Raw genomic sequence first — 24,532 nt, forward strand, 5'->3', positions numbered from 1 at the left:
TCAACCTAGGAGAGGAGCGACCTGGCGACACGGACCTGCGCGGCGGTGAGGCCGCGCACCAGCCACGGCATCAGCAGCAGAAAGCCGATGCCGCCCAGGATCGCGTGGAAGGCCCAGGCCCCGGCGAAGGTCGGGCCGCCCCACGCGCCGGAGTAGTCGTCGCCCGCGCGCAGCGGCCAGCCGAGGTTCATGGGGACGATCGCCCAGCCGTAGACCGTGATGAAGGCGGTGAGGAGGTTGAGGGGGGTGGCGAGGAGGGCGTGGCGCAGGCCGCCGCGCCGCGCGGTGCCGGGAAGGTCCGCGTCCAGGAAACGGCGGACCAGGCCCCGCTGCCAGCGGGCCGTGGGGGCGCCGAGCAGGGAGAGCGGTACGCACGCCAGGCCCACGGGGAGGGCGAGTACGGCGTAGGCGGTGCGGCGCCAGGTGGCGGCGGCGAAGGGCTCGCGGGCGACCCGCCACATCCACACCGCCTCGGTGTCGCGAACCTGCACATGACGGACGCTGCCCATGGTGCTTCCTCCCGGCCGTGAACTGCGGAATACCGATGCCTCCAGGTTTCCGCCGCCGCCCGCCGTACACGATGGTGCCTGCACGGAAGTACGGGGTTCGGTTAACCGAACCGGCAAGGCCCCGCGCGTCCTCACACCCCGCCCCCGGCGCGCGCCCGGAACCCTCACACCCCCCGCGCGCTCCCGCTGAGGGCAGCGTTCCTCACGGGAAACAGATGTGATGCGGTCGGGTAACACCGAAGTCGCAGGCTCCTGGACATGACCTCGAATCCGCGTGTGGTGCCCACCATCGTGCTCGTCGGCCACGGCATGGTCGGTCAGCGCTTCCTCGAAGCGCTCGCCGAGCGCGGCCTGACCGCCACGCACCGTGTGGTCGTGCTGTGCGAGGAGCCGCGCCCGGCCTACGACCGCGTCCAGCTCACCTCGTACTTCTCGGGCCGCACACCCGAGGAACTGTCGCTCACGGACGCGGAGTTCATCAAGGACCACGGCATCGAGCTGTACGTCGGCGACCCGGCCGAGACGATCGACCGGGCGGCGCGGACGGTAACGGCCCGCTCCGGACTGGTAGTTGAGTACGACGCCCTCGTGCTCGCCACCGGCTCGTATCCGTTCGTGCCTCCCGTCCCGGGCAAGGACTCCGACGGCTGTTTCGTCTACCGCACGATCGAGGACCTCCTCGCGATCGAGGCGTACGCGAAGTCGCGGGCCACGACGGGGGCCGTGGTCGGCGGCGGGCTGCTCGGGCTTGAGGCCGCCGGTGCGCTCAAGGGGCTCGGACTGGCCACGCACATCGTCGAGTTCGCGCCCCGGCTGATGCCGGTGCAGGTCGACGAGGGCGGTGGCGCGGCCCTGCTGCGCACCATCGAGGACATGGGTCTTACGGTCCACACGGGCACCGGCACGCAGGAGATCCTCGCCGACGCGGACGGCGCCGTCACCGGCATGAAGCTGTCGGACGGTTCCGAACTCGCCACGGACATGGTGGTGTTCAGCGCCGGTGTCCGCCCCCGCGACCAACTCGCCCGTTCCTGCGGCCTGTCGGTGGGCGAGCGCGGCGGCATCACGGTCGACGAGCAGTGCCGTACGGTCACCGACCCGCAGGTGTTCGCGATCGGCGAGTGCGCGCTGGCGGCGGACGGCCGGGTCTACGGCCTGGTGGCGCCCGGCTACGAGCAGGCGGAGACGGTCGCGGCGACCATCGCGCGGGACGAATCGGCGTTCACCGGCGCCGACTTGTCCACCAAGCTGAAGCTGCTCGGCGTGGACGTGGCGTCCTTCGGCGACGCGCACGGCGCCACCGCGGACTGCCTCGACGTCGTCTACTCGGACGCGCGGGCCGGGACGTACAAGAAACTGGTCATCGGCCGGGGCGGCGAGCTGCTGGGCGGCATCCTGGTCGGCGACGCGGAGGCCTACGGCACGCTGCGCGCGTTCACGGGGTCCGTACCGCCGGTCTCCCCCGAGCAGTTGGTGCTGCCGGCCGGTTCCGGGGGCGCCGTCCAGCTCGGCCCCTCGGCGCTGCCCGACGCCGCTGTCATCTGCTCCTGCCACAACGTCACCAAGGGCACGATCCGCGGCGCGGTGACGGACCACTCCTGCACGAGCGTGCCGGAGGTGAAGAAGTGCACCAAGGCCGGTACGGGCTGCGGGAGTTGCGCCAAGGTGCTCGGCCAGCTGGTCACCGCCGAGCTGGAGGCGAGCGGCGTCGAGGTCGACAAGGGCCTGTGCGGCTGCTTCACGCAGACCCGCGAGGAGCTGTACGAGATCGCCCTCGCGCTGCGGATCAACTCCTACCAGGATCTGCTGGATCGCTACGGCCGTGAGGGCGCCCGGGGCGGCGACGGCTGCGAGATCTGCAAGCCGACGGTCGCCTCGATCATCGCGTCCCTCGCCCCGACGATCGGCGCGAGCGGCTATGTCCTGGACGGCGAGCAGGCGGCGTTGCAGGACAGCAACGACCACTTCCTCGCCAACCTCCAGAAGAACGGCTCCTATTCGGTCGTGCCGCGCATCCCCGGCGGCGAGATCACCCCGGAGAAACTCATCGTGATCGGCGAGGTGGCCCGCGACTTCGGCCTCTACACGAAGATCACCGGCGGCCAGCGCATCGACCTCTTCGGCGCGCGGGTCGAGCAACTCCCGCTGATCTGGGCGAGGTTGGTGGACGCGGGCTTCGAGTCCGGCCACGCCTACGGAAAGGCCCTGCGCACGGTGAAGTCCTGCGTCGGCCAGACCTGGTGCCGCTACGGCGTCCAGGACTCGGTGCGGATGGCGATCGACCTGGAGCTGCGCTACCGGGGCCTGCGCTCCCCGCACAAGCTCAAGTCCGCGGTCTCCGGCTGCGCCCGCGAGTGCGCCGAGGCCCAGTCGAAGGACTTCGGGATCATCGCGACGGCCAACGGCTGGAACCTGTACGTCGGCGGCAACGGCGGCGCCACCCCGCGCCACGCGGACCTCCTCGCACAGGACCTCTCCGACGCCGAACTGGTGCGCCTGATCGACCGGTTCCTGATGTTCTACATCCGTACGGCCGACCGCCTGGAGCGCACGAGCGTATGGCTGGAGCGGATCCCGGGCGGCCTGGACCACATCCGCGAGGTGGTCGTCGAGGACTCGCTCGGCATCTGCGAGGAGCTGGAGTCGCTGATGGCCGCGCATGTCGCCGGGTACCGCGACGAGTGGGCCGAGACCATCAACGACCCCGAGAAACTGGGCCGGTTCGTGTCCTTCGTGAACGCGCCGGACACCCCGGACCCGGTCGTCGGCTTCGTCCCCGAGCGCGACCAGATCAAGCCCGACCTACCGCTGCTGACCATCGGCATGCGGCCCCAGCAGACCGCAGACGTCCTGGAAGGAAGCGCCCAGCGATGACCCTGGCTCCCGAGACGACCGACCTGAAGGTCCAACTCCGGCTCACCGAGGGCTGGTTCACGGTCTGCGACCTCGACCGGCTCACCCCCGGCCGCGGAGTGGCGGCCCTGCTGCCCGACGGCCGCCAGGTCGCCCTGTTCCGCGACCGCGCCGGCACCCTCTACGCCATCGACAACCGCGACCCCTTCAGCGGCGCGGCGGTCCTCTCCCGCGGCCTGACCGGCACCCACCAGGGCCGCCCGTTCGTCGCCTCGCCCCTGCTCAAGCAACGGTTCGATCTGGTCTCCGGGGAGTGTTTGGACGACGCGTCGGTGCGGGTGGAGACGTACGAGGTGCGCAGCGCCTAGCGCGTAGCGGCGGTCACTTGACTGACCGTTCCAGAAAAACCTAGGCTGTCGGGCATGGCCAGGACCAAGGAGTTCGACCCCGAGGCCGCGCTGCGGGCAGCCCTGGAGCTGTTCTGGCGGCGCGGCTACGAGGCGACGTCGATGTCCGATCTCGTCGAGCACCTCGGCATCGGACGGGCCAGCATCTACGCGACCTTCGGCAACAAGCACGAGCTGTACATGAAGGCACTGGAGAGCTACGACCGGGCGGGACTCACGCCGATGGTGCGGGAGTTGTCCCAGCCGGGGCCCGCCCTGCCGCCCGTGCGCGCGGTCGTACGACGGTACGCGGCGGAGGCGGCGAACGAGCAACTGCGGGCGCTGGGCTGCCTGGTGACCAACACGGCGGCCGAACTCGCCCCGCACGACACGGCCGCGACCCGCCTCGTCGAGCGCAACTGGGACCAGCTGGAGGCCGTACTCCACTCGGCGTTGGCACGGGCCCAGGCGCAGGGCGAACTGCCCGCCGACCGCGATCCGCTGGCCCTCGCGCGCCTGCTGCTGGTGCTGATGCAGGGGCTGCGGGTGGTCGGCCGGGCATCCGGCGACCCGGCGCGGGTACGGGACGCGGCGGAGCAGGCGTTGGCGCTCCTGGAGTGACCGCGCATCCTCGGCACCCTTCGGGGTGCTTTTTTCATGAACCCATACTGAACCGATCGTTCTAGAAAGAGGCCCGTTCATGAGCAACCACCGCTCCAGCAACGACCGCTCCAGCAGCCGTTTCTCCGGCAGGACCGCCCTCGTCACCGGGGCCGGGTCCGGGATAGGACGCGCCATCGCCCTCGCGTTCGCGGCGGAGGGGGCGAACGTCGTCGTGGCCGGGCGGAGGCGGGAGCCGCTGGACGAGACCGTCGCCCTGATCGAGGCCGGGGGCGGCAGGGTCGGGGCCGGGGGCGACAGGGTCGGGGGCGGGAAAGCCCTCGCTGTGAGCGCCGATGTGTCGCGGGCCGCCGACGCGGACGCGCTGGTGCGGGCGGCCGTCGACCGGTACGGCTCGCTCGACGTGGCCGTCAACAACGCGGGCGTCTTCCGGGGCGGGCGCCCCCTCGCCGACCTCACCGAGGAGGACTGGCGCACCCAGCTCGACATCAACGTGACCGGCGTGTTCCTGGCCCTGCGTGCCGAGATCGCGCGGATGCGGGCCCAGCCGTCCGGCGGCGCGATCGTCAATGTGGCGTCCACCTTCGGCGTGCACACGAGCAGCCCCGGGGCCGCCGCCTACGCCGCGTCCAAGGCCGCGGTCGCCGCGCTCAGCAAGGGTGCCGCCGTGGACCACATCCGCGAAGGCGTCCGTATCAACGTGGTCAGCCCCGGCGCCACCGACACCCCCATGTCCCTGCGCCCCGGCGAGACGGAGGCCGACCGCGCCGAACGGGTACGGGCCGCACTCCCCCTCGGCCGCATCTCCGCCACGGCCGAAGTCGCCGCCGCCGTCCTCTACTTGGCCTCGGACGACGCGGCGTCGGTGGTGGGCACGGACCTGGTGGTGGACAGCGGAGCGACGGCGTGAAGAGCCGTCCCTACGGCTTGAGTTGGTCGTACGCGACCCCCGTCAGTTCCTCCGAGGCAGCCCAAAGACGTTGCCCCATCGCGTCGTTGAGGGTCCACGGCGCCCGCCACGAACGGGCCGGTGCCCCGCGCCACATCGCGACTCGCGGCCCGTAGAAGGAATCAGGACGGACATCGGGCGCGGTCGCCGCGTAGAGAGAGGGCAACGCGCCGGCCTCCGCCGACTGGGCGAAGACGCGATTGCCGAGTTCCATGACCCGTTCCGCACCCCTGCGCCCCTCCGCCCGCGGCCCGGCGGCCTGAAGGTTGGTGGCGGCGTACCCGGGATGGGAGGCCGCGGCGACCACCCCCGAACCGCCCGCCGCGAGCCGCCGGGACAGCTCGTGCGTGAAGAGCAGATTGGCGGTTTTGGAGCGGGAGTAGGCGGTCCAACGACCGTATCGCCGCTCGCTGTTGAGGTCGTCGATGTCGATGTTGGCAACCGCGTGCATGAAGCTGGAGACCGTGACGATCCGGGCGTCCGGCGCGTCGAGCAGCGCGGGCAGCAGCAGCCCGGTGAGCGCGAAGTGCCCGAGGTGGTTGACACCGAGGTGCGTCTCGAAGCCGTCCACGGTCGTGCCGTACGGCATCGCCATCACGCCCGCGTTGTTGACGAGCAGATCGAGCCGCTCGTACGGAAACGTGGCCGCGAACTCCCGTACGGAGCCGAGGTCTCCGAGGTCCAGCCGCCCGAACTGCGCCTCGGCGCCCGGCACTTCGGCGACGATCCGGTCGGCGGCCTCGCTCCCCCTTGTGGCGCTCCGGCAGGCGAGCACCACCCGGGCACCCTTACGCGCCAGCTCCCGCGCGGTGACGTACCCGATCCCGCTGTTGGCCCCGGTGACGACGGCGACCCGGCCGCGCTGATCGGGCACGGCCTTCTCGTTCCAACCGGACATGGGCGGCTCCTTCCGTCGACGCGTGAACCCCGGTGCCCCCGGTGCCCCGGTACCCCGGTGCCCGGTGCAGGAAGAGCGTACGAGAGCCGGACCGGCCCCGCGCCCCCACGCCGAGTAACCCGACGATCACGGACCATCACAGGTTGGTCACTCCCCCTTCACGTACCCCGTCCCGGCGCTACGTTCCAGGCCACACCAGACACAGGGGGACGAGATGACACATCCGTACGCGATGCCACCCGTACCACCGGCGCCCCAGCCGGACCGCCCCACACCCCGCTGGGCCCGCAAGCGGTACGTGCTCCCGGCCCTCGCCCTGGCCTTCCTCATAGGCCTGGGTGCGGGCGGCTCCAGCCAGGACGGAAAGAAGAACACGGCGAGCGACGCGAAGCCCGCCGCGGCCAGCCCACAGCCGACGATGACGGTCACGGCGACGGAAACGGAGACCGCGGATCCGTCGCCCGCGCCCACGGTGACCGCGACGAAGACCGTCAAGGTCACCAAGACGGTCACGGCGGCGGCGGCTGCGGCGGGCAGCGGCTCGGGTTCGGGGTCCGGATCTGGTTCTGGTTCCGGGTCCGGGTCCGGGTCCGATGACAGCGGCTCCGGGGGCGGCAGCAGCACGTACTACGCGAACTGCACCGCCGCCCGCGCCGCCGGTGTCACGCCCCTCCACCGGGGCGACCCCGGCTACGACTCCCACCTCGACCGGGACGGGGACGGGGTCGCCTGCGAGTGACGGCGGAGGGCGATAGCCGGGGCGGGCCCGATCGTGTTCGTGACGACGGCTGTCCGGCCGGCACGGGGCTGGTTCCACGTGGCGTCCCCGGCTCGGCGCCCGTCCGCGGACACGGTCTTCCGAACCGGTATCCCGTCGTATCCCGATGTATCCCGTCGTATCCCGTCGTATCCCGACGGCGGTACCGTCCCGCCATGGATGCCGGGCAGCCCGACGATCCCGCTCCGAAGCAGCAGCGGACGGTCCGGAACCGTTTTGGTTTCCTCGCCCGCCACTACGCGCGACGGCCCTGGATGCTCGTCGGGCTGCTGGCATGGAGTGGCTGCGCCGTGATCCTGATGGGGCTGGTTCCCCCGCTTCTGTCCGGCATCGTCTGGGCGGTGTTCTTCCTTCTCGGCATGCTCTTCTTCTATCCCGACGGGATCGACCGTTAGAACGCGACCGATGCTCAGGACGTAAGCCGTGCCTCCGGCGCCAGGAACTTCAGGTGTCCGCCCCGAATCGGCGAGACCCCCACCGAAGTGCTGTCCCGGGGCCGCAGTAGAGTCCCTCTGTTTCGGGGATAGGGGGGCCTACAGGATGACGCTGTACGAACTGGGTGAACGGCTAGGAGAGTGGACTGTCTGGATCGCCGTGGCTTTGGCGGCAGTCTGGATAGGAACAGGCCGATGGCGGGATTACCCGCCTCATGAAGGCAGGGACCCGGAACAACTCACCACAGTGGTGCGGCACCGAACCCGACTGGTCAAACGTTCCGTCCTCGGTGTCGCAGCCCTGTGGATCCTGACGGTGGTTGTCATCGACGCCTGGGCCATACACGGCAGTTAGCATTAGCGGCTCTTCGAGTCGTCTCGCGGCTCAGGGCATCCGCGCGCCGCGGACGCCTGCGGACCGTTGCAGCAGGCGAGAACCGCATCAGCGCTAGGCGGCGCCCCGCCCCAACGGGGCTCAAGTTGAAGGTCAGCCACCTCCTCCTCGGCCCTGGGCCCGGCACAGGTGCCTTCCTGGATTCGCTTCGCTCCAGCAGCCTGGGCGCCCACTTTCTGGTCTGCCTGACTCGCCCATACAACTCCCGTGCACGGCCGTTCGCTTCAAGACTCCGCACATACGTGCCGAACCCCTGCCGCTTCTCTACGAGTCCCTGATCTCTACGAGTACCTGATACTCAGCACCTCCAACGACCGCGCCGCCGTCGACCGGGACACCTTCCAACTCACCGCCAACTGCCGCTCCGAAGGAACCTCGCCCCGGCCGCAGGTCACCCCGAAGGATCTGATCCTCCAGCCACTACACAGTGAGTGGTCAAGGGCCGACCCCCTACGCTCGGGCCCATGACGCGGTTGATCGTCGCAGCAGGAGGAGGGGGCGACGCAGTCGCCGCCGCAATGCTTGACGCCGCCCTCTACGGCGACGGGGACCAGACGGTCATCCTCACCTATGCGTGGGACCGCCTGCTGATCGACCCGATACCGGGCCCAAGAAGCACCGCCGACTTCACCGGCCTCGAAGTGATCACCCCGGCCGTCCGCAAGGTGCCGGCGGAGGCCCGCCCCATCGCTCCGTCAGGTTCGACACTCCCCCGACTCGCCGCGGAACTCCCGCACACAATCGCGTTGATCGACCCGAGGCACGGCACCGAGGGCGTCACGCGCCAGGTCGAAGAACTGCTCACCCACTTGCAGCCGACCACGATCGACCTCCTGGACATAGGCGGCGACGTGCTGGCCCGAGGCGGCGAACCGACACTGAAGAGCCCTCTCGCCGACTCCCTGACGCTGACAGCATGCGCCCAAGTGAACGCACCGGTACGGCTGTTGGTCGCAGGCCCCGGCCTGGACGGCGAACTGTCACACGAAGACTTGCGCGACTTGCTCGGCCCAGTGATCCACACGCTCACGGCAAAGGACGTGGAACCGATCGCCTCGGTCCTGGAATGGCACCCCTCCGAAGCAACCGGAATGCTCGCGGCAACAGCCCGAGGTGTACGGGGCACATGCGAGATCCGAGACGCAGCACTTCCCATCCCCCTCACCGACGACAGCCCGACCGTCCACGAAATCGACCTGGACGAGGCCGAAGCCTTGAGCCGCAAGGTCTGCGGCTTCTCGGAAATCGACTACGAGCGCAACAAGGCTCTTTGGCTCAAGGAGCATCAACCGGCGAGGCTCGACGCCGACTCAGTACTGCCACAGCTGGCCCAGTTCGAGGCCGAAGCACGAAGCCGCGGAATCACCCACACGACGTTGCGCCACCTCACAGAGGTCCTGAACCTCGACGGCTCACAGCGCGATGAACTGCGCCAACTACTCCTCAACAGCCACCCGGAGCAGTACGCAGCACCGTTGTGGAGCATTACGGCCAATGGCCCCCAGGAGCCGAGCCGGACACCATGAGCGCCTACAGCAGCGATCCGGACCTCACCGTGCACGACGTCACCGGCAACGGCACGGAAGTCGACGTCGCCACCAACCTGCTCAACGGTGACATCAGGCTCTCGATTCTGTGGACCCAAGAGATCCTCTTGTCCGCCGACGCCGCCGACGCCGCCGACCAGGTAGCCGCCGCTCTCCGACGAGCCGCAGCACAGTCCCGCAACATCACAGCCGCCCCAAGTGCCGACTGAGTAACAACCTTCTCTACTGGTTCAAGGGCCCGCGCAAAGCGCGGGCTGGCCCCTTGGGCTCGGCCCCTCTGCGCCTTCGGCGCCGGGGCCGGCCCCTGGGGCCGCAAGCATGTTACGGCCCGAGAGTAGGAATCTAGACGGGCAAGCCACGGTCAGAACGAGCCTCCGGCGGGGGATCGGCCGGCACCGGGATGGGAGCTGGGGAGGATGGTGGTGGAGGCAGTCGGGAAGCGAGCCCTAGTCGGGCTGCGCGGCGCCGATTCGCTGGAGCTCGCGCAGCATCCCGACCTGGCGTGCGCGGTCGGGGGCGGACTTGTCGGCAATGAGGATGGTGTCGCGGTGGTCCGAAATCTGGAGGAGCCTGATGTGCACGCCCAGCCGTGACTTCTCCAGGCCCGGCACGCTCCGCCAGTCGGCGCCGGCCGCCTGCTCTGCCGTCACCACCACCTGTGTCTCCGGATCTCGGCGCACCAGACGGGCCGGTACCGCACTGCGGAAGTCCAGGCCGCTGGTGATCCCGGAGATGTCGAGGGCCCAGTCCCCCTCGGAGATGAGCTCGACCCAGTGTTCTCCGTTCGCTCGCCGATACCGGGGCTGCAGCCCGGCATGCGACAGGCCGAGGTCCGGCAAGAGGGTGACATTGCTGATGCGCCCACGGAGCGCGACCCGGCGGAAAGCGCACGCCAGCACCCGCTGATGGGGGTCCTGGGCCGCGGTCAGGCCGTCGATGAGGACGTCCTCCAGGAGAGCCCCCTCTAAGAAGCAATCGCGCACTGCACAACCGCGCAAGGTGATGTTGCGAAAGACGGGCCGCTCGGCGGGGTCCTCGACGGGCAGGACCTCGCCGCCGAAAAGCTCATAACCATCGAGTTCCCGCCCCTCGATCACCGTTCCCGGACCCGCGCGCAGCGCTCCCGTGCTTCCCGGTAGTTGTTTCATCAGTTCTCCCGCCCCCAGTAGCAGCCGGGGGCATTCTGTCAACACCGCCTGCGGCGGCTGACACCAGCGTCTGACACCAACGACCACGAACAGCAGCGACCAGCGCCGAACCTCAGCAGCCGAAGAACCGAGGTTCAGAGCCGGTAGATCGGCGGCAATGGTCCGCAATGATCGACCGGATAAGGATGAGGCTCGAACCTGTCCCACGTGGGGCGCCGCTCTCAATCGATGGGCGGCGCCCCGTCGGCTTGACGAGGCCGCCAGGCAGGTGGCCCCACCTTGACCACACCGAAGGACTTACCGTCGACGGAGACAACCTCAGTCGTGACGGTGGGGGCCGGGATGACCATCTGCAGCATCCCTGACCTGGTTCAACGACCCCGGATACGTCCAGCAAGCACCTCACCAACCTCATGCGTCACTGTCGTCTCACAGGGCCTGGAAATCCCTCGGAAAACCCGTTCACGCACCTGCGACAACAGAGCTATTTAGCACTGCTCAATCGCAGTGTCTGTTGCCCACACAAGCGGAGACTCACAGTGACGGCGACGCCAACCTCCCCTAAGATCTGGGACGCCCAGAACACAACAGACAGACGACGCATGGTTTCCGCGTTCGCTCGCCTCTACACCGATGCCAAATTTGTGTTCGCCCTCCGCGTCGCCACAGTCTTCGTACTGGCGGTCGCCAGCGCTGTCGCAGCGCTCACCCAGCCCGGTTCAAGGACCCTGATCGGAGGAGGCGGCGGAATTCTTCTACTTGTTCTCTCGTTCGTGGTTGGGAGTGTCGAAAAATGGTATCGAACGCGCGCATCGGCGACCCAAGAGAAGTTCGACACTGAGATTTTCCAGCTGCCATGGAACGGCCTTCACGCCGATCGGCCTCCCCAACACGTCATCTCAAATGCCGCAGCACGCTACAAGGGAATCCGCGATAAGGACTGGTACGCCGATACAGGAATGACTCATCGCCCGCTTGATGTTCTTAAGGGTGGTGCAAGTACGCCAGCAGCAGGCGCAGCGCGAACACGTATGTAGTGTTCACTGGGCATGGCCTATTCGTGGACTCGTCCCGCCTGATCTGCCACGCGCATAGCCGTGACCTCCTGCGTTGCGCAGGACCTAAGCGGCGTCCGGAACCGTGTTTGTAAGTCACGTCGATCAGTCCCGGCTGCCATCCTGCAATTCTTGACGGACGGTTTCCCGGAACTCGATTGCGATCTGACGCATCTCAGCCACATTGTCCGCATCACTTGCGCTGATCCACCGAGCTGCTAGATCCCTGATTTGGTCGCTACCGAACGCCCACAGGGCAGTTGCGGCCTCGGTAGTGAGCTCAACCCGTTTGGCTTTCGTCCAGTGCCCTTCGACCTCACGGAGTTTGTCAAGCATCCCCAGCTCCTTGTAGCGCTCGCGCCGTAGATCGAGGTCAATCACGCGAAGCGCACCGAAATAGGCCTCCCGACGCTCGTGCCACAGTCTGGCTCGACGTTCAGTCTGCTGTGTGCGGGCCAGCATCTGCTCCGCATGCCGCCGCCCCTGCGTCCCCGCCAGCCAGGTGAACACTGTCCCCACTACGCCGGACAGACCGGCAACTGTCGTCCCCACCCAGTCCCACGCCATCCAAATCATCGTCCAGCATCCTGGCCGCTTGGTCGAGGGTGCCTCTTATCCACCGAAGGTGTGTGTCTAACCGCGTGACAACGCCGACGAACAACGGCGAACACGCGCGAACGTCTGCGGACCATCGTCGCAGTTGAGAGCCTCACGGGCCCAAGCCACCACCCCCACCCCAGTTGCTTCGGGACGAAGAGGTCATCGCCCAAGGACTCACCGCCGCGCTTCCGACAGTGCAGCTTGCTCTGGTCGACGACATGGCGGCGTGGCTAAGGCCGGTGGGAGTGCGGCGAGGCACACGCGTGCGTGATCGGTCGGCACACCCACCGTCGTGGCTGACTGTCGTCGGCTGAGGATCAGACACTCCCGGAGCAGCTCCGCCAAGAGACGTACGAGGCGAAGGGCCTCGTACCATTCGCGTGCCAGATCCTGCGGGGAATCACGGGGAACAGCGGGAACTTGCCTCGGGTGTGACCAGGGCTCCAACACCACTCCGCCACAGGTCAGCCCAGCAACCGCCGCCAAGAGACCCAAGCTTCCCAAGCTGACGTTCGACAACGCCGTCTCCCCTGGCCGGCGACCAATCTCGACTGCCTCCGCAGACAATGCGGAGAGGGGCGGCACCCCCGCACAGGGTCCCGCCCCTCTCCTCGTGATCCGGAGCAACCGCCGCGTCGGTGAGGGTCAGGATGACCGACGACTGTCCCGGGGTTCTTGGATGCCGATGCCCTACGACCTACCGGTGATCGCTCCCCTGCCCCACCGAAGCCGCCCGTCCCGCCTCCAGTCGCGCCACCGGAATCCGGAACGGCGAGCACGACACGTAGTCGAGTCCCACCTCGTGGAAGAAGTGGACCGACTCCGGGTCGCCGCCGTGTTCGCCGCAGACGCCGAGTTTCAGGTCCGGGCGGGTCTCGCGGCCCGCCTTCGCCGCGAGTTTCACCAGCGAACCCACGCCGTCCCTGTCGATCGTCTCGAAGGGGCTGACTCCGAAGATGCCCTTCTCCAGGTAGGCCGTGAAGAACGACGCCTCCACGTCGTCGCGGCTGAAGCCCCATACCGTCTGGGTGAGGTCGTTCGTGCCGAAGGAGAAGAACTCCGCCGCCTCCGCGATCTGGCCCGCGGTTAGGGCCGCGCGCGGCAACTCGATCATCGTGCCGATCGACAGCTTCAGGGACGTGCCCGTCGCCGCCTCCACCTCCGCGATGACCTGGTCGGCCTCCTCGCGGACGATCTCCAGTTCCTGGACCGTGCCGACGAGCGGGATCATGATCTCCGCGCGCGGGTCGCCCTTCGCCGCCTTGCGTTCCGCCGCCGCCTCCGCGATCGCCCGTACCTGCATCGTGAACAGGCCCGGGATCACCAGGCCCAACCGGACACCCCTCAACCCCAGCATCGGGTTCTGCTCGTGCAGGCGGTGGACCGCCTGGAGGAGGCGGAGGTCGTTCTCGTGGGACTCCTGGCGGGACTCCGCGAGTGCGACTCGGACCGACAACTCCGTGATGTCCGGGAGGAATTCGTGCAGCGGGGGGTCCAACAGGCGGACCGTCACCGGGAGTCCGTCCATTGCCTTGAACAACTCGACGAAGTCCGCCTTCTGGAGCGGGAGTAGGCCCTTGAGGGACTCCTCGCGCTCCGTGTCCGTGTCGGCCAGGATCAGGCGTTCCACCAGCTCCCTGCGGTCGCCGAGGAACATGTGCTCCGTGCGGCACAGGCCGATGCCCTGGGCTCCGAAGCGGCGGGCGCGCAGTGCGTCCTCGGCGTTGTCCGCGTTGGCGCGTACCCGCAGGCGGCGCACCCGGTCCGCGTATCCGATGATGCGGTGGACCGCCTCGACCAACTCGTCGGCGTCGTCCGCGCCCGCGTGCATCCGGCCCTCGAAGTACTCGACGACGGGAGACGGGACGACCGGGACCTCGCCCAAGTACACCTTGCCGCTGGAGCCGTCGATGGAGATCACGTCGCCCTCCTCGACCACGTGACCACCCGGCACCGTCATACGGCGGCGCTTGGTGTCCACCTCAAGCTCTTCCGCGCCGCAGACGCACGTCTTGCCCATGCCCCGGGCCACGACGGCCGCGTGGGACGTCTTGCCGCCACGGGACGTCAGGATGCCCTCGGCCGCGATCATGCCGTCCAGGTCGTCGGGGTTCGTCTCGCGGCGGACCAGGATCACCTTCTCGCCCGAACGCGACCACTTCACCGCCGTGTACGAGTCGAAGACCGCCTTGCCGACCGCCGCACCCGGCGAGGCCGCGATGCCCCGGCCGACCTGCTGGACCTTGGCCTCGTCGTCGAAGCGCGGGAACATCAGCTGCGCCAACTGGGCGCCGGTGACCCGCTGGAGGGCCTCCGCCTCGTCGATCAGGCCCTGGTCGACGAGTTGGGTCGCGATACGGAAGGCCGCCCCCGCCGTCCGCTTCCCCACCCGGGTCTGGAGCATCCACAACTGGCCGCGCTCGATGGTGAATTCGATGTCGCAGAGATCCTTGTAGTGGTTCTCCAGGGTCTTCATGATCTGCATGAGCTGGTCGTACGACTTCTTGTCGATCTGCTCAAGTTCCGCCAGCGGCACGGTGTTTCGGATGCCGGCGACCACGTCCTCGCCCTGCGCGTTCTGCAAGTAGTCGCCGTAGACGCCCTGGTGGCCGCTCGCCGGGTCGCGGGTGAAGGCGACGCCCGTGCCCGAGTCGGGGCCGAGGTTGCCGAAGACCATCGAGCAGACGTTGACCGCCGTGCCGAGGTCGTGCGGGATGCGTTCCTGGCGGCGGTAGAGCTTGGCGCGGTCGGTGTTCCAGGAGTCGAAGACCGCGTGGATGGCGAGGTCCATCTGCTCGCGCGGCTCCTGCGGGAAGTCGCGTCCTGCCTCGGTCTTGACGATCCGCTTGAAGCGGGTGACCAGCTTCTTCAGGTCGGCCGCGTCCAGTTCGGTGTCGACGGTGACCTTCTTGGCCTCCTTGGCCTTGTCGAGGGCCTCCTCGAAGAGGTCGCCGTCGACGCCGAGGACGGTCTTGCCGAACATCTGGATGAGACGGCGGTAGGAGTCCCACGCGAAGCGCTCGTCGCCCGCCTGCTTCGCCAGGCCCTGCACGGACCTGTCGGAGAGGCCGATGTTCAGGACGGTGTCCATCATGCCGGGCATGGAGAACTTCGCCCCGGAACGGACCGATACGAGGAGAGGGTTGTCGGCCTGCCCCAGCTTCTTGTCCATCGTCGACTCCAGCGCGTCGAGGTGTGCACTCACCTCGTCACGCAGTGCCGCCGGCTCCTCGCCACTGTCGAGGTAGGTCTTGCACGCCTCGGTGGTGATGGTGAAGCCGGGGGGCACGGGAAGGCCCAGGTTGGTCATCTCGGCGAGGTTGGCACCCTTGCCGCCGAGAAGGTCCTTGAGGTCCTTGTTTCCCTCGGTGAAGTCGTAGACGAACTTCGCTACGTGGGGTTCTTTGTTTTCCGACACGGGTCTCGACTCCTCGGGACGCGGGTGGCTGCCCTGACGGGCAGGAACATACCCAGATCGAAGGCGCCTGGGTACGTCCACTTGCATGTCATGCGTCCGTAACCGGTCGTCCGCCAGCGGATCGAAAGTCAAAGCTCGGCAAGCGAACACCGTCGGGTGTTTTCACTTCTTGAACGCGACCAGGCCCATCTGCGGCATTTTCCGCTCACCTGAGCGGGCTACACGCTCGCCTGTTTTCGATCGATGAACGATCAGAGGGTGGCACGGAGTGCCACCCCTTGGAGAAGTGCAGCCGCCCAAGATCCGCTCACCTGAGCGCCACCCCTATCAAAGGTGGTGAGAATCACGCTTCCACACCCGACCGGATTTCACCATGCGGACGGACATCGGACAGACCTCGGACATGTCCCGGAACCGAAACGCGGACGTCACATGCCCGCGGACGCCACATGCCCGTGGACACCACACCCCCGCGGGCGTCACATGCCCAGCGCGAGCAGCCGCTCCTCGACCCGCTCCGGCGCGTACAGGTACTCCACGACCAGCGCCCCCGCCCCCACCAACCCGGCCCGCTCGCCGAGCCGTGAGGTCAGTACGTGCAGATGAGCGGTGGAGCGCGGCAGCGCCCGCTGGTACAGCAGCTCCCGTACGCCCGTGAGGAAGGAGGTTCCGGCCAGGTCTCCCGCGATCATCAGCACCCCGGGGTTGAGCAGGGTCACGACAGTCGCCAGGACGTCGCCGACCTGCCGTCCCGCCTCGCGGGCGAACGCCGCCGCTCCCGGGTGCCCCGACGCCAGCAGGTCCCGTACGTCCGAGCCGGACGCGGCCGGCACCCCGGTCTCGGCCAGCCGTCGCGCGACGGCGCCGCCGCTCGCCACGGCGGCGAGACAGCCGTAGGACCCGCAGCGGCACAGCGCCTGCGCGCCCGCCGGGATGCGGATGTGGCCGATGTCGCCGGCGCCGCCGTCGATCCCCCGGAAGATGGAACCGCCCACGACGACTCCGGCGCCGATACCGGTCGAGACCTTGACCAGGACGAAGGCCTGGCAGTCGGGGTGGCCGGTGCGCTGTTCACCGTAGGCCATGAGGTTGGCGTCGTTGTCGACGAGGACCGGGACCCGGGGGGCGCCGGTGTGGTCCGTGAAGGCGCGGGCCAGGCGGCCTCTTATGTCGTAGCCGTCCCAGCCGGGCATCATCGGCGGCTGGACGACCCGGCCGGTGTCGGTCTCGACCGGGCCGGGCACTGCGAGGCCGATCCCGCAGACCTCGGACGCCCGGTGTCCGGCCTTCTCCAGCAACTCGGCGAACCAGCGGCCGAGTTCGCCGAGTACGACGTCGGGGCCGTCCTCGACGACGAGTGTGCCGCCGTGCTCCGCGAGGATCTCGCCGGTGAGCGAGAGGACGCACGCGCGCGCGTGGCGGGTGTCCAGGTCCGCCGCGAGGACTACGGCGTGGGCGTCGTCGAATTCGAGGGTGATCGAGGGTCTGCCGCCCAGCGGGGAGTCCACGGGGCCGCCCGCGCCCTCGCGCAACCAGCCCGCGCGGAAGAGCCGGTCCAGGCGCTGGCCGACGGTCGCGCGGGAGAGTCCGGTCACCTGCTGGAGGGCCCCTCGGGTCGTGGCGCGCCCGGTGCGCACCAGTTCGAGGAGATCTCCGGCGCTCCCTTGACCTCTTCCCGTCATGCGCACCCCCTTGTGTTTCTCAACTCTGCATTACATATTGAGTTTTGCGTGTTAAATAGACGTAACCCTACGGTAGCCATGACCGAACCGGTCGGCACGACGTCTTTCGTGGAGCCCCCAGTGGATCGCACTGCCCAGCTCACCGCACTCCCGACGGAGCGCACCCTCGTATACGATCCGCCGTCCCCTACGGGTTCCCTGCACCTCAGGGCGGCTGCAGTACTGGAAGCGAACTGGACGGGAGCCTCGACAGTCCCCTCGCGCGGTCTGTATCCGCACCAGTGGTCCTGGGACTCCGCGTTCATCGCGATCGGTCTGCGGCACCTCTCGCCCCTGCGGGCGCAGACGGAGCTGGAGACGCTGCTCGCCGCCCAGTGGGGCGACGGCCGTATCCCGCACATCGTCTTCAACCCCTCCGTACCGCTCGACGCGTACTTCCCGAGCCCCGACTTCTGGCGCTCCTCGACCGCGGGGCACAGCGCGGGCGCCCCGCGCACCGTACAGACCTCGGGCATCGTGCAGCCACCGGTGCACGCGCTCGCCGCCTGGCTGGTGCACCGCGCCGACCCGGGCCTGTCCCGCGCCCGCGGCTTCCTGGCCGGTGTCTACCCCAAGCTGGCCGCCTGGCACCGCTATCTGCTGCACCGGCGCGACCTGGGCGGGGGCGGACTCGCGTCCGTCGTGCACCCCTGGGAACAGGGTATGGACAACAGCCCCTGCTGGGACGCCCCCCTCGCGCGCGTGACCCCCGCCCCGGCCCGCTCCTTCCGGCGCGCCGACCTCGACCACGGGGCCGCCGAGGACCGTCCGACGGACCTCGACTACGGCCGTTACGTGCGGCTCGCGACGGACTACCGGGACGGCCAATACGCCGACGGGGCAAGCGAGTTCGCGGTGGAGGACCCGTCCTTCAACGCCCTGCTCATCGCCTCCGAGCACGCATTGGCGCGTATCGCGCGGGAGTTGGGCGCGACCGGCACGGCAAGGCACGCCCGCGCGGAGCGCCTCACCGGCGTCCTGATCGAGCGGCTGTGGGACCCGACCGAGGGCATGTTCTTCTGCCGTGACGTGCGCGGCGAGGGACTGATCCCCGAGCGCAGCGTCTCCGGTCTGATCCCGCTCCTCCTCCCCGACCTGCCCCGGGACATCGCCACGGCCCTCGTCCGTACGGCGTCCGGACCGCACTTCGGGCTCGGCGACACCACCCAACTCCCGCCCAGTTACGACCTGTTGGGCGAGGCCTTCAATCCGCACCGGTACTGGCGCGGCCCGGCCTGGTTCAACACGAGCTGGCTGCTGGAGCGCGGCCTGCGGCTGCACGGCGAGCGGCCGAGGGCGGACGCGCTGCGTGACGCCGTCCTGGCGACGGCCGCCGCCACCGACTTCGCCGAGTACGTCGACCCGTACGACGGCGAGGCGTGCGGCGCGACCGGCTTCAGCTGGACCGCCGCGCTGACCCTCGATCTGCTTCACGAGCCCCCCGGGCACGGCGTGTCCGGCACGGGCCTCGGCACGTTCGACATGCGTGGCACAGAAGTGAACGGCAATGCAGTCAAGGGCGCCAAGAGAGTCAAGGGAGGGGACCGGGGATGACGGACCGACACCATCTGCTCGTGCACGGCGGGACGTTCGCGGCCGTGGGCGACGGCGGGGACATCAGCGGCGTACGAGGCGGCAGTTCCCCGGACGGGTTATTCGTACGGGACGCCCGGCACCTGAGCCGCTGGCAGTTGACGGTCGACGGCGCGGTGCCGGAGGCACTGACACCGGTGGCCGACGGGGACATGGCGCGCTGTGTCCTGGTCCCGCGCGGTGGGCGCCAGGAGCCGCCCGCGCACACGCTCTTCCGTGAACAGGCCGTCGGCGACGGCTCGTTCGTCGAGTCGCTGAAGGTGACCAGCAACCGGCCGGTGCCGACCACGGTCCGGCTCGCGGTCACCGCGGACGCCGACTTCACCGACCAGTTCGAACTCCGCTCCGACTACCGCACCTACGCGAAGACCGGCGCCACCCGCTCCCGCCAAGTCCTCGACGACGGCGTGGAGTTCGCCTACCAGCGCGGCGAATGGCGTTCTTGTACGACGGTCACGGCCGAACCGGCCCCCGACGGCGTCGAGGAGACGGGCACCGGCGCCCGCCGCATGGTGTGGACCCTGGACCTCGAACCGCACGGCACCGCCGAGTTGGCGCTGCGGGTGATGGCCCGCCCGCACGGCGACAAGCGGGCCCTGCGGGTACCGCGCTCACCGTCCGCGCTGAACGAGCAACTCCTCGCGCTGGAGGGCGAGTACGTCCAGGGCATCTCCTTCCCCACCGGCTGGCCGGAGTTGGCCGCCGCCTGCGCGCGGGGCCTGTCGGACCTGGCCTCGCTCCAGGTCCCGGCGACGGGCCTCGACGGCGAGGAGTTGCGGGTACCGGCGGCGGGCGCGCCGTGGTTCCTGACCCTCCTGGGCCGGGACGCGCTCCTGACGTCCCTCTTCGCGCTCCCCTACCGCCCCCAACTCGCCGCAGCCACCCTCCCCGCCCTCGCCGCGACCCAGGCGACGGCGGTCGGCCCCGAGTCGGTGTCCCAGCCCGGCAAGATCGTGCACGAGGTGCGGCACGGTGAGTTGGCGCACTTCGGGCAGGTGCCGTACGGGCGTTACTACGGCTCGGTCGACGCGACCCCGCTGTTCCTGGTGCTGCTCGGCGCGTACGTCGAGCAGACCGGCGACACGGCACTCGCCCGTCGCCTGGAGCCCAACGCCCGCGCGGCGGTGGGCTGGATGCTCGACCACGGCGGCCTCACCTCGCGCGGCTATCTGGTCTACCGCGCCGACCAGGGCGGCCTGGCCAACCAGAACTGGAAGGACTCCCCCGGCGCCATCTGCGGAGCCGACGGCACCCGCGCAAGCGGTCCCGTGATGGCGGCGGGGGCCCAGGGGTACGCGTACGACGCGCTGCGCCGCACCGCGTGGGTGGCGCGGACGGTGTGGGAGGACGAGACGTACGCGGCCCTCCTGGAGCAGGCGGCGGCCGACCTGCGGGACCGTTTCCAGCAGGACTTCTGGATGCGGGAGCACTCCTTCCCGGCGCTGGCGCTGGACGGGGAGGGCCGCCAGGTCGACGCGCTGGCGTCCGACGCGGGCCATCTGCTGTGGTCCGGCCTCCTCGACAAGGAGTACGGCGAACTGGTCGGCCGCAGGCTCCTGGAACCGGACTTCTTCTCCGGCTGGGGCGTCCGCACGCTGGCCTCCGGCCAGGCGGCGTACCACCCCCTCTCCTACCACCGGGGTTCGGTGTGGCCGCACGACAACGCGCTGATCACGCTGGGGCTTTCGCGCTACGGCCTGCACGACGAGGCCCGTACGGTCGCCCACGCGCTGGTCGACGCGGCGACCGCGGCCGGCCACCGTCTCCCGGAGGTCCTCGCGGGCTACGGCCGCGGCACCCACCCGGAGCCGGTCCCGTACCCGCACGCGTGTGTACGGGAGTCCAGGTCGGCGGCGGCTCCGCTGGCGCTGCTCACGGCGGTAGGGGGCGCGTGACGCAACGGTGATAAGCCGTTTGCCGGGTGTTTGCCCAGTTCCGTGAACAGGGGCATGGGGCAACTCGTACGGAATGAAGGCGGCCCTTCCTCCCCAGTTCGGGCCGCCACTCCGACTACGGGCTCCTCATGGAAGGACCTTCGGGTTGCCTCAGCACACGAGCACGCGCAAGTCACCGAACACGGCCGGGGCAGCCGATGGCGAGGTACGGCCGCCGGACGTCGACGTCACCAGCGACGTCGACGGCGACGGCGACACGGAATCGACACCGGCCCCGACCCCGACCTCGACCTCGTCCTCGACACCGGGCGACGCGATAGCGATATCGACCGGCGCCGAGGACGAGACCGAAGCCGGGGCCGGGGCCGGGACTGTCGTAGAGACTCCGGCCGAGGCCGAGCCAGTCGTGGAGACCCCGGACGACGAGACCGGAAAGGCGGTAGAAACTCCGGTCGAGGCCCCGGCGGAGGCTCCCGCGGGGGCCGCGGCCGAAACCGGGTCCCAGGCGGCAGAGCCCGAGGCGACCGAGAACACGGATGCCGCCGACGTCGATGCCGACGCGGGCACCGACGCCGGCGACTCCGAGGACCCCGACTCCGAAGCCGTAGTCGCCGAAGACGAAGCCGCCGAGAAGGCCACCGCGACCTCCCCGGCGGACTCCGGCGCCGAGGCCGGCGCCACCGGCTCGCCCGCCACGGATCCCGAAGCCGACGCCGAAGCCGCCTCGACCACCACCGACGCCGTCCCCGAAGTCACCCCCGCCCCCGAAGCCCCCGCCACGGACAGCACCCCCGCCACCACCCCCCGTCCCACCCGCCCCGGCCCCCGTACCTGGAGCAGTCGGCTGGGACTGCGGCGGCGGATACGGAGCTGGCGGGAGAAGCATCCCGTCGCCGCGCGCGTCGCGTCCTGGACCGTCACCGTGCTCGCCGCCACCGTCGTCTACGTCTGCCTGCTGATGCCGACGACGCTGAACAGCCTGAAGCCCACCGAGTTCATGCGGCTTCCGGCCGAGGCGATCATGGGGGCCGTCGTCCTGATGAGCCTGCCGCGTCGGCCGCGGATCGTGCTGGCGGCGTTCTGCGGTGCGCTGACCGCCGTCGTGGCGATCCTGAACATGCTCGACATGGGCTTCAACGAATACCTGGGCCGGGGCTTCAACGTCATCCTGGACTGGAGCCTGTTCGCCGACGCCCGCGGCTATCTCGTGGACACGCTCGGCGGGACGGTCACGTCCGCCGTCACGGTCGGTGTCGTCCTCTTCGTCCTGCTGCTGATCGTGCTGGTCGCGCTGGCCGTGGTCCGGCTCAGCAACCTGCTGGCCGCCCACAAGGCGGAGGCGTCCCGGGGCGCGCTGATCGCGGGCACCGTCTGGATCACCTGCACGGCCTTCGGCCTCCAGGTCTCCGGCGGCGTGCCGCTCGCCGCGGACCACACCGCGGCGATCCTCAAGCTCCGCGGCCAGGCGATCCGCAACACCCTGCGCGACGAGGCGGAGTTCAAGAAGGTCGCCAAGGTCGACGCCTTCGGCAACACCCCGGGCAGCCAGCTCGTCCCGGACCTGCGCGGCAAGGACATGATCTTCACCTTCATCGAGAGCTACGGCCGTAGCGCGATCGAGGACCCGATCATGGCGCCCGGTGTCGACGAGACGCTCGCCGCCGACACCAAGGCCCTGTCGAAGGCCGGTTTCTCCGCGAAGAGCGGCTGGCTGACGTCGGCGACCTACGGCGGCAGCAGCTGGCTGGGCCACTCGACCACCATGTCGGGGCTGTGGATCAACAACCAGCAGCGCTACCGCACGGTGATGGCCAGCGACCACCTGAGCCTGACCGACGCCTTCAAGAAGACCGGCGACTTCGACACGGTCGGTGTGATGCCGGGCGTGCAGAAGGGCTGGCCCGAGCAGAGCTTCTACGGCCTCGACAAGGTCTACAACGCCTTCCAACTGGGCTACAAGGGACCGAAGTTCAGCTGGTCGACGATGCCCGACCAGTACACCCTTGAGCAGTTCCAGAAGCAGGTGCACAGCAAGCCGCGCACCGACGGCAAGTCGCTGATGTCGATGATCATCCTGACGTCGAGCCACCAGCCGTGGGCGCCGATCCCGAAGCTCGTGCCGTGGGACCAGCTGGGCAACGGCTCGATCTTCGACGCGATCGAGAAGGCCGGCAACAAGGCCTCCGACGTCATCGCCGACACCACCAAGTCCCGCGAGGAGTACGGCAAGTCGATCCAGTACTCGGTGGACTCCCTCACCCAGTGGCTGGAGCGCTACGGCAACGACAACACCGTGCTGGTCTTCCTCGGCGACCACCAGCCGATCGCCCGGGTCAGCGGCAACCACGCCAGCCGTGACGTGCCGATCTCGATCGTCGCCAAGGACCCCAAGGTCCTTGAGAAGGTCGACAGTTGGAACTGGACGGACGGCCTGCGCCCCGCGCACGACGCCCCGGTGTGGAAGATGAGCGCCTTCCGCGACAAGTTCCTCACGGCGTACGGCTCCACCTCCCACCCGAAGACCAACTAGCCGCCCGAGGAGTCGAGTTCGGCGTCCTCGCCGATCCCCGCGCAGTCGTACGGGTCCTTCAGCCAACCGTCGGGCAGCACCACCCTGTTGTTGCCCGACGTACGGCCGCGGGGCCCGTCGGCGCCCGTGGGCCAGGGCTGGTCGAGGTCCAACTCGTCGAGGCCGGAGCGGAGTTCGTCCAGCGAGGACGTGATGGCGAGGCGCTTGCGCATCTCGCTGCCGACCGCGAAGCCCTTGAGGTACCAGGCGACGTGCTTGCGGAAGTCGATGACTCCGCGTGCCTCGTCGCCGATCCACTCGCCGAGCAGGGTCGCGTGCCGCACCATGATGTCGGCGACCTCGCGCAACTCCGGCTTCAGGACGTCCTGTTCACGCCCCTCGAAGGCGGCCACGAGGTCGGCGAACAGCCACGGCCGCCCCAGGCAGCCGCGTCCGACCACGACGCCGTCGCACCCGGTCTCGCGCACCATCCGCAGCGCGTCCCCGGCAGACCAGATGTCGCCGTTGCCGAGCACGGGGATCTCCGGCACATGCTCCTTCAGCCGGGCGATGGCGTCCCAGTCGGCGGTGCCGCCGTAGTGCTGGGCGGCGGTGCGGCCGTGCAGGGCGATGGAGGTGACGCCCTCCTCGACGGCGATGCGGCCCGCGTCGAGGAACGTGATGTGATCGTCGTCGATGCCCTTGCGCATCTTCATGGTGACGGGCAGGTCCCCGGCCCCGCTGACGGCCTCGCGCAGGATCGCCCGCAGCAGGTTCCGCTTGTACGGGAGTGCAGAACCGCCGCCCTTGCGGGTGACCTTCGGCACCGGGCAGCCGAAGTTGAGGTCGATGTGGTCGGCGAGATCCTCGTCCGCGATCATGCGGACGGCCTTGCCGACGGTCGCCGGGTCCACGCCGTACAGCTGGATCGAACGCGGCTTCTCGGTCGCGTCGAAGTGGACCAGCTGCATGGTCTTCTCGTTGCGCTCGACCAGCGCCCGCGTCGTGATCATCTCGCTGACGAACAGGCCCTTGCCCCCGCTGAACTCCCGGCACAGGGTGCGGAAGGGCGCGTTGGTGATCCCGGCCATGGGGGCCAGGACGACGGGCGGCGAGACGGTGTGCGGGCCGATCCGCAAGGGCGGCACGGCCGGGGGCGCGGGCAGGGACACGGGCGTGGACATTCCTCCATTGTGGCGCACGGCTTGCGGTGCCCGCGGACGG

At 69.3% G+C, this 24,532-nt stretch carries 19 protein-coding genes and 1 pseudogene; 12 read left to right on the top strand and 8 right to left on the bottom strand.

The genetic code is table 11. From position 1 onward, the window contains the following. Positions 1-5 precede the first annotated feature (5 nt). Entirely contained in the window at positions 6-509 is a 504-nt protein-coding gene (locus ACWIHT_RS37990; protein ID WP_456173042.1) for a hypothetical protein, read from the bottom strand. Between the two features lie 258 nt (positions 510-767). Between ACWIHT_RS37990 and nirB the strand changes: the two genes are divergently transcribed. The 4 genes from nirB (at position 768) to ACWIHT_RS38010 (ending at position 5,279) form a co-directional block, all read left to right on the top strand. Next, on the top strand, positions 768-3,383 hold the full coding sequence (gene nirB / locus ACWIHT_RS37995; protein ID WP_456173043.1) for a nitrite reductase large subunit NirB: 2,616 nt from the start codon (positions 768-770) through the stop codon (positions 3,381-3,383). Further along, positions 3,380-3,730 carry a nitrite reductase small subunit NirD gene (nirD, locus tag ACWIHT_RS38000; RefSeq protein WP_456173044.1) on the top strand — a complete coding sequence of 117 codons (351 nt, stop codon included), beginning with the start codon at positions 3,380-3,382 and terminating at the stop codon, positions 3,728-3,730. The genes nirB and nirD overlap by 4 nt, the downstream gene beginning before the upstream one ends. Positions 3,731-3,784: 54 nt before the next feature. After that, positions 3,785-4,369 carry a TetR/AcrR family transcriptional regulator gene (locus tag ACWIHT_RS38005; protein ID WP_456173045.1) on the top strand — a complete coding sequence of 195 codons (585 nt, stop codon included), beginning with the start codon at positions 3,785-3,787 and terminating at the stop codon, positions 4,367-4,369. A 79-nt stretch (positions 4,370-4,448) separates the two neighbouring features. After that, positions 4,449-5,279, top strand: coding sequence for an SDR family NAD(P)-dependent oxidoreductase (locus tag ACWIHT_RS38010; protein ID WP_456173046.1), 831 nt, complete (start codon positions 4,449-4,451; stop codon positions 5,277-5,279). 10 nt (positions 5,280-5,289) lie between these two features. Here ACWIHT_RS38010 and ACWIHT_RS38015 read toward each other — a convergent pair whose 3' ends face one another. Then, positions 5,290-6,216 (bottom strand): oxidoreductase, encoded by a 927-nt coding sequence (locus ACWIHT_RS38015; RefSeq protein WP_456173047.1) that lies wholly within the window; start codon positions 6,214-6,216, stop codon positions 5,290-5,292. A gap of 214 nt (positions 6,217-6,430) precedes the next feature. Here ACWIHT_RS38015 and ACWIHT_RS38020 point away from each other — a divergent pair, with 214 nt between their 5' ends. Continuing rightward, complete coding sequence (locus ACWIHT_RS38020) at positions 6,431-6,955, top strand: excalibur calcium-binding domain-containing protein (protein WP_456173048.1); 525 nt, start codon at positions 6,431-6,433, stop codon at positions 6,953-6,955. A gap of 194 nt (positions 6,956-7,149) precedes the next feature. Continuing rightward, the gene (locus ACWIHT_RS38025; RefSeq protein WP_456173049.1) at positions 7,150-7,389 is read left to right on the top strand and encodes a hypothetical protein; all 240 of its coding nucleotides are present in this window, start codon (positions 7,150-7,152) and stop codon (positions 7,387-7,389) included. A 605-nt stretch (positions 7,390-7,994) separates the two neighbouring features. On the opposite strand, the pseudogene ACWIHT_RS38030 reads toward ACWIHT_RS38025, so the two are convergent. Continuing rightward, positions 7,995-8,239 (bottom strand): annotated as a pseudogene (locus ACWIHT_RS38030) (GntR family transcriptional regulator); the annotation flags it as partial. A 47-nt stretch (positions 8,240-8,286) separates the two neighbouring features. Between ACWIHT_RS38030 and ACWIHT_RS38035 the strand changes: the two are divergent. Continuing rightward, positions 8,287-9,348, top strand: coding sequence for a DUF1152 domain-containing protein (locus tag ACWIHT_RS38035; protein WP_456173050.1), 1,062 nt, complete (start codon positions 8,287-8,289; stop codon positions 9,346-9,348). Further along, entirely contained in the window at positions 9,345-9,578 is a 234-nt protein-coding gene (locus ACWIHT_RS38040) for a hypothetical protein (RefSeq protein ID WP_456173051.1), read from the top strand. Before ACWIHT_RS38035 ends, ACWIHT_RS38040 begins: the two co-directional genes overlap by 4 nt. A 237-nt stretch (positions 9,579-9,815) precedes the next feature. Here the strand turns inward: ACWIHT_RS38040 and ACWIHT_RS38045 are convergent, their stop codons facing one another. Further along, on the bottom strand, positions 9,816-10,685 hold the full coding sequence (locus tag ACWIHT_RS38045; protein WP_456173052.1) for a hypothetical protein: 870 nt from the start codon (positions 10,683-10,685) through the stop codon (positions 9,816-9,818). A gap of 245 nt (positions 10,686-10,930) precedes the next feature. On the opposite strand from ACWIHT_RS38045, the gene ACWIHT_RS38050 reads away from it, so the two are divergent. After that, the gene (locus ACWIHT_RS38050; RefSeq protein ID WP_456173053.1) at positions 10,931-11,554 is read left to right on the top strand and encodes an S-4TM family putative pore-forming effector; all 624 of its coding nucleotides are present in this window, start codon (positions 10,931-10,933) and stop codon (positions 11,552-11,554) included. 123 nt (positions 11,555-11,677) lie between these two features. On the opposite strand, the gene ACWIHT_RS38055 is transcribed toward ACWIHT_RS38050, so the two are convergent. From ACWIHT_RS38055 to ACWIHT_RS38065, 3 genes are all read right to left on the bottom strand, one after another. Then, positions 11,678-12,139 carry a hypothetical protein gene (locus tag ACWIHT_RS38055; protein WP_456173055.1) on the bottom strand — a complete coding sequence of 154 codons (462 nt, stop codon included), beginning with the start codon at positions 12,137-12,139 and terminating at the stop codon, positions 11,678-11,680. A 730-nt stretch (positions 12,140-12,869) separates the two neighbouring features. Next, positions 12,870-15,590, bottom strand: coding sequence for a pyruvate, phosphate dikinase (gene ppdK / locus ACWIHT_RS38060; protein ID WP_456173057.1), 2,721 nt, complete (start codon positions 15,588-15,590; stop codon positions 12,870-12,872). 479 nt (positions 15,591-16,069) lie between these two features. Continuing rightward, positions 16,070-17,272, bottom strand: coding sequence for an ROK family protein (locus ACWIHT_RS38065; RefSeq protein ID WP_456173059.1), 1,203 nt, complete (start codon positions 17,270-17,272; stop codon positions 16,070-16,072). 120 nt (positions 17,273-17,392) lie between these two features. Here ACWIHT_RS38065 and ACWIHT_RS38070 point away from each other — a divergent pair, with 120 nt between their 5' ends. The 3 genes from ACWIHT_RS38070 to ACWIHT_RS38080 all read left to right on the top strand — a co-directional run bounded on the left by ACWIHT_RS38070 (position 17,393) and on the right by ACWIHT_RS38080 (position 23,329). Beyond that, positions 17,393-18,865, top strand: coding sequence for an MGH1-like glycoside hydrolase domain-containing protein (locus ACWIHT_RS38070; protein ID WP_456173060.1), 1,473 nt, complete (start codon positions 17,393-17,395; stop codon positions 18,863-18,865). Continuing rightward, complete coding sequence (locus ACWIHT_RS38075) at positions 18,862-20,799, top strand: amylo-alpha-1,6-glucosidase (RefSeq protein ID WP_456173061.1); 1,938 nt, start codon at positions 18,862-18,864, stop codon at positions 20,797-20,799. The genes ACWIHT_RS38070 and ACWIHT_RS38075 overlap by 4 nt, the downstream gene beginning before the upstream one ends. A 922-nt stretch (positions 20,800-21,721) precedes the next feature. Further along, positions 21,722-23,329, top strand: coding sequence for a sulfatase-like hydrolase/transferase (locus ACWIHT_RS38080; RefSeq protein WP_456173183.1), 1,608 nt, complete (start codon positions 21,722-21,724; stop codon positions 23,327-23,329). Here ACWIHT_RS38080 and dusB read toward each other — a convergent pair. Then, the gene (gene dusB / locus ACWIHT_RS38085; RefSeq protein WP_456173062.1) at positions 23,326-24,492 is read right to left on the bottom strand and encodes a tRNA dihydrouridine synthase DusB; all 1,167 of its coding nucleotides are present in this window, start codon (positions 24,490-24,492) and stop codon (positions 23,326-23,328) included. The two genes, ACWIHT_RS38080 and dusB, sit on opposite strands and share 4 nt — an antisense overlap. Positions 24,493-24,532 lie beyond the last annotated feature (40 nt).

The sequence above is a fragment of the Streptomyces sp. NPDC002276 genome, assembly GCF_053891435.1.

Excerpts from the sequence above, each read along its gene's own strand:
- ACWIHT_RS38010 (WP_456173046.1), top strand. The coding sequence starts at position 4,449 with ATGAGCAACCACCGCTCCAGCAACGACCGCTCCAGCAGCCGTTTCTCC.
- ACWIHT_RS38035 (WP_456173050.1), top strand. The coding sequence starts at position 8,287 with ATGACGCGGTTGATCGTCGCAGCAGGAGGAGGGGGCGACGCAGTCGCC.
- ACWIHT_RS38005 (WP_456173045.1), top strand. The coding sequence starts at position 3,785 with ATGGCCAGGACCAAGGAGTTCGACCCCGAGGCCGCGCTGCGGGCAGCC.
- ACWIHT_RS38025 (WP_456173049.1), top strand. The coding sequence starts at position 7,150 with ATGGATGCCGGGCAGCCCGACGATCCCGCTCCGAAGCAGCAGCGGACG.
- nirB (WP_456173043.1), top strand. The coding sequence starts at position 768 with ATGACCTCGAATCCGCGTGTGGTGCCCACCATCGTGCTCGTCGGCCAC.
- ACWIHT_RS38055 (WP_456173055.1), bottom strand. The coding sequence starts at position 12,139 with ATGGCGTGGGACTGGGTGGGGACGACAGTTGCCGGTCTGTCCGGCGTA.
- ACWIHT_RS38040 (WP_456173051.1), top strand. The coding sequence starts at position 9,345 with ATGAGCGCCTACAGCAGCGATCCGGACCTCACCGTGCACGACGTCACC.
- ACWIHT_RS38065 (WP_456173059.1), bottom strand. The coding sequence starts at position 17,272 with ATGACGGGAAGAGGTCAAGGGAGCGCCGGAGATCTCCTCGAACTGGTG.
- nirD (WP_456173044.1), top strand. The coding sequence starts at position 3,380 with ATGACCCTGGCTCCCGAGACGACCGACCTGAAGGTCCAACTCCGGCTC.
- ACWIHT_RS38020 (WP_456173048.1), top strand. The coding sequence starts at position 6,431 with ATGACACATCCGTACGCGATGCCACCCGTACCACCGGCGCCCCAGCCG.
- ACWIHT_RS38015 (WP_456173047.1), bottom strand. The coding sequence starts at position 6,216 with ATGTCCGGTTGGAACGAGAAGGCCGTGCCCGATCAGCGCGGCCGGGTC.
- ACWIHT_RS37990 (WP_456173042.1), bottom strand. The coding sequence starts at position 509 with ATGGGCAGCGTCCGTCATGTGCAGGTTCGCGACACCGAGGCGGTGTGG.
- ACWIHT_RS38050 (WP_456173053.1), top strand. The coding sequence starts at position 10,931 with ATGCGTCACTGTCGTCTCACAGGGCCTGGAAATCCCTCGGAAAACCCG.
- dusB (WP_456173062.1), bottom strand. The coding sequence starts at position 24,492 with ATGTCCACGCCCGTGTCCCTGCCCGCGCCCCCGGCCGTGCCGCCCTTG.
- ACWIHT_RS38075 (WP_456173061.1), top strand. The coding sequence starts at position 18,862 with ATGACGGACCGACACCATCTGCTCGTGCACGGCGGGACGTTCGCGGCC.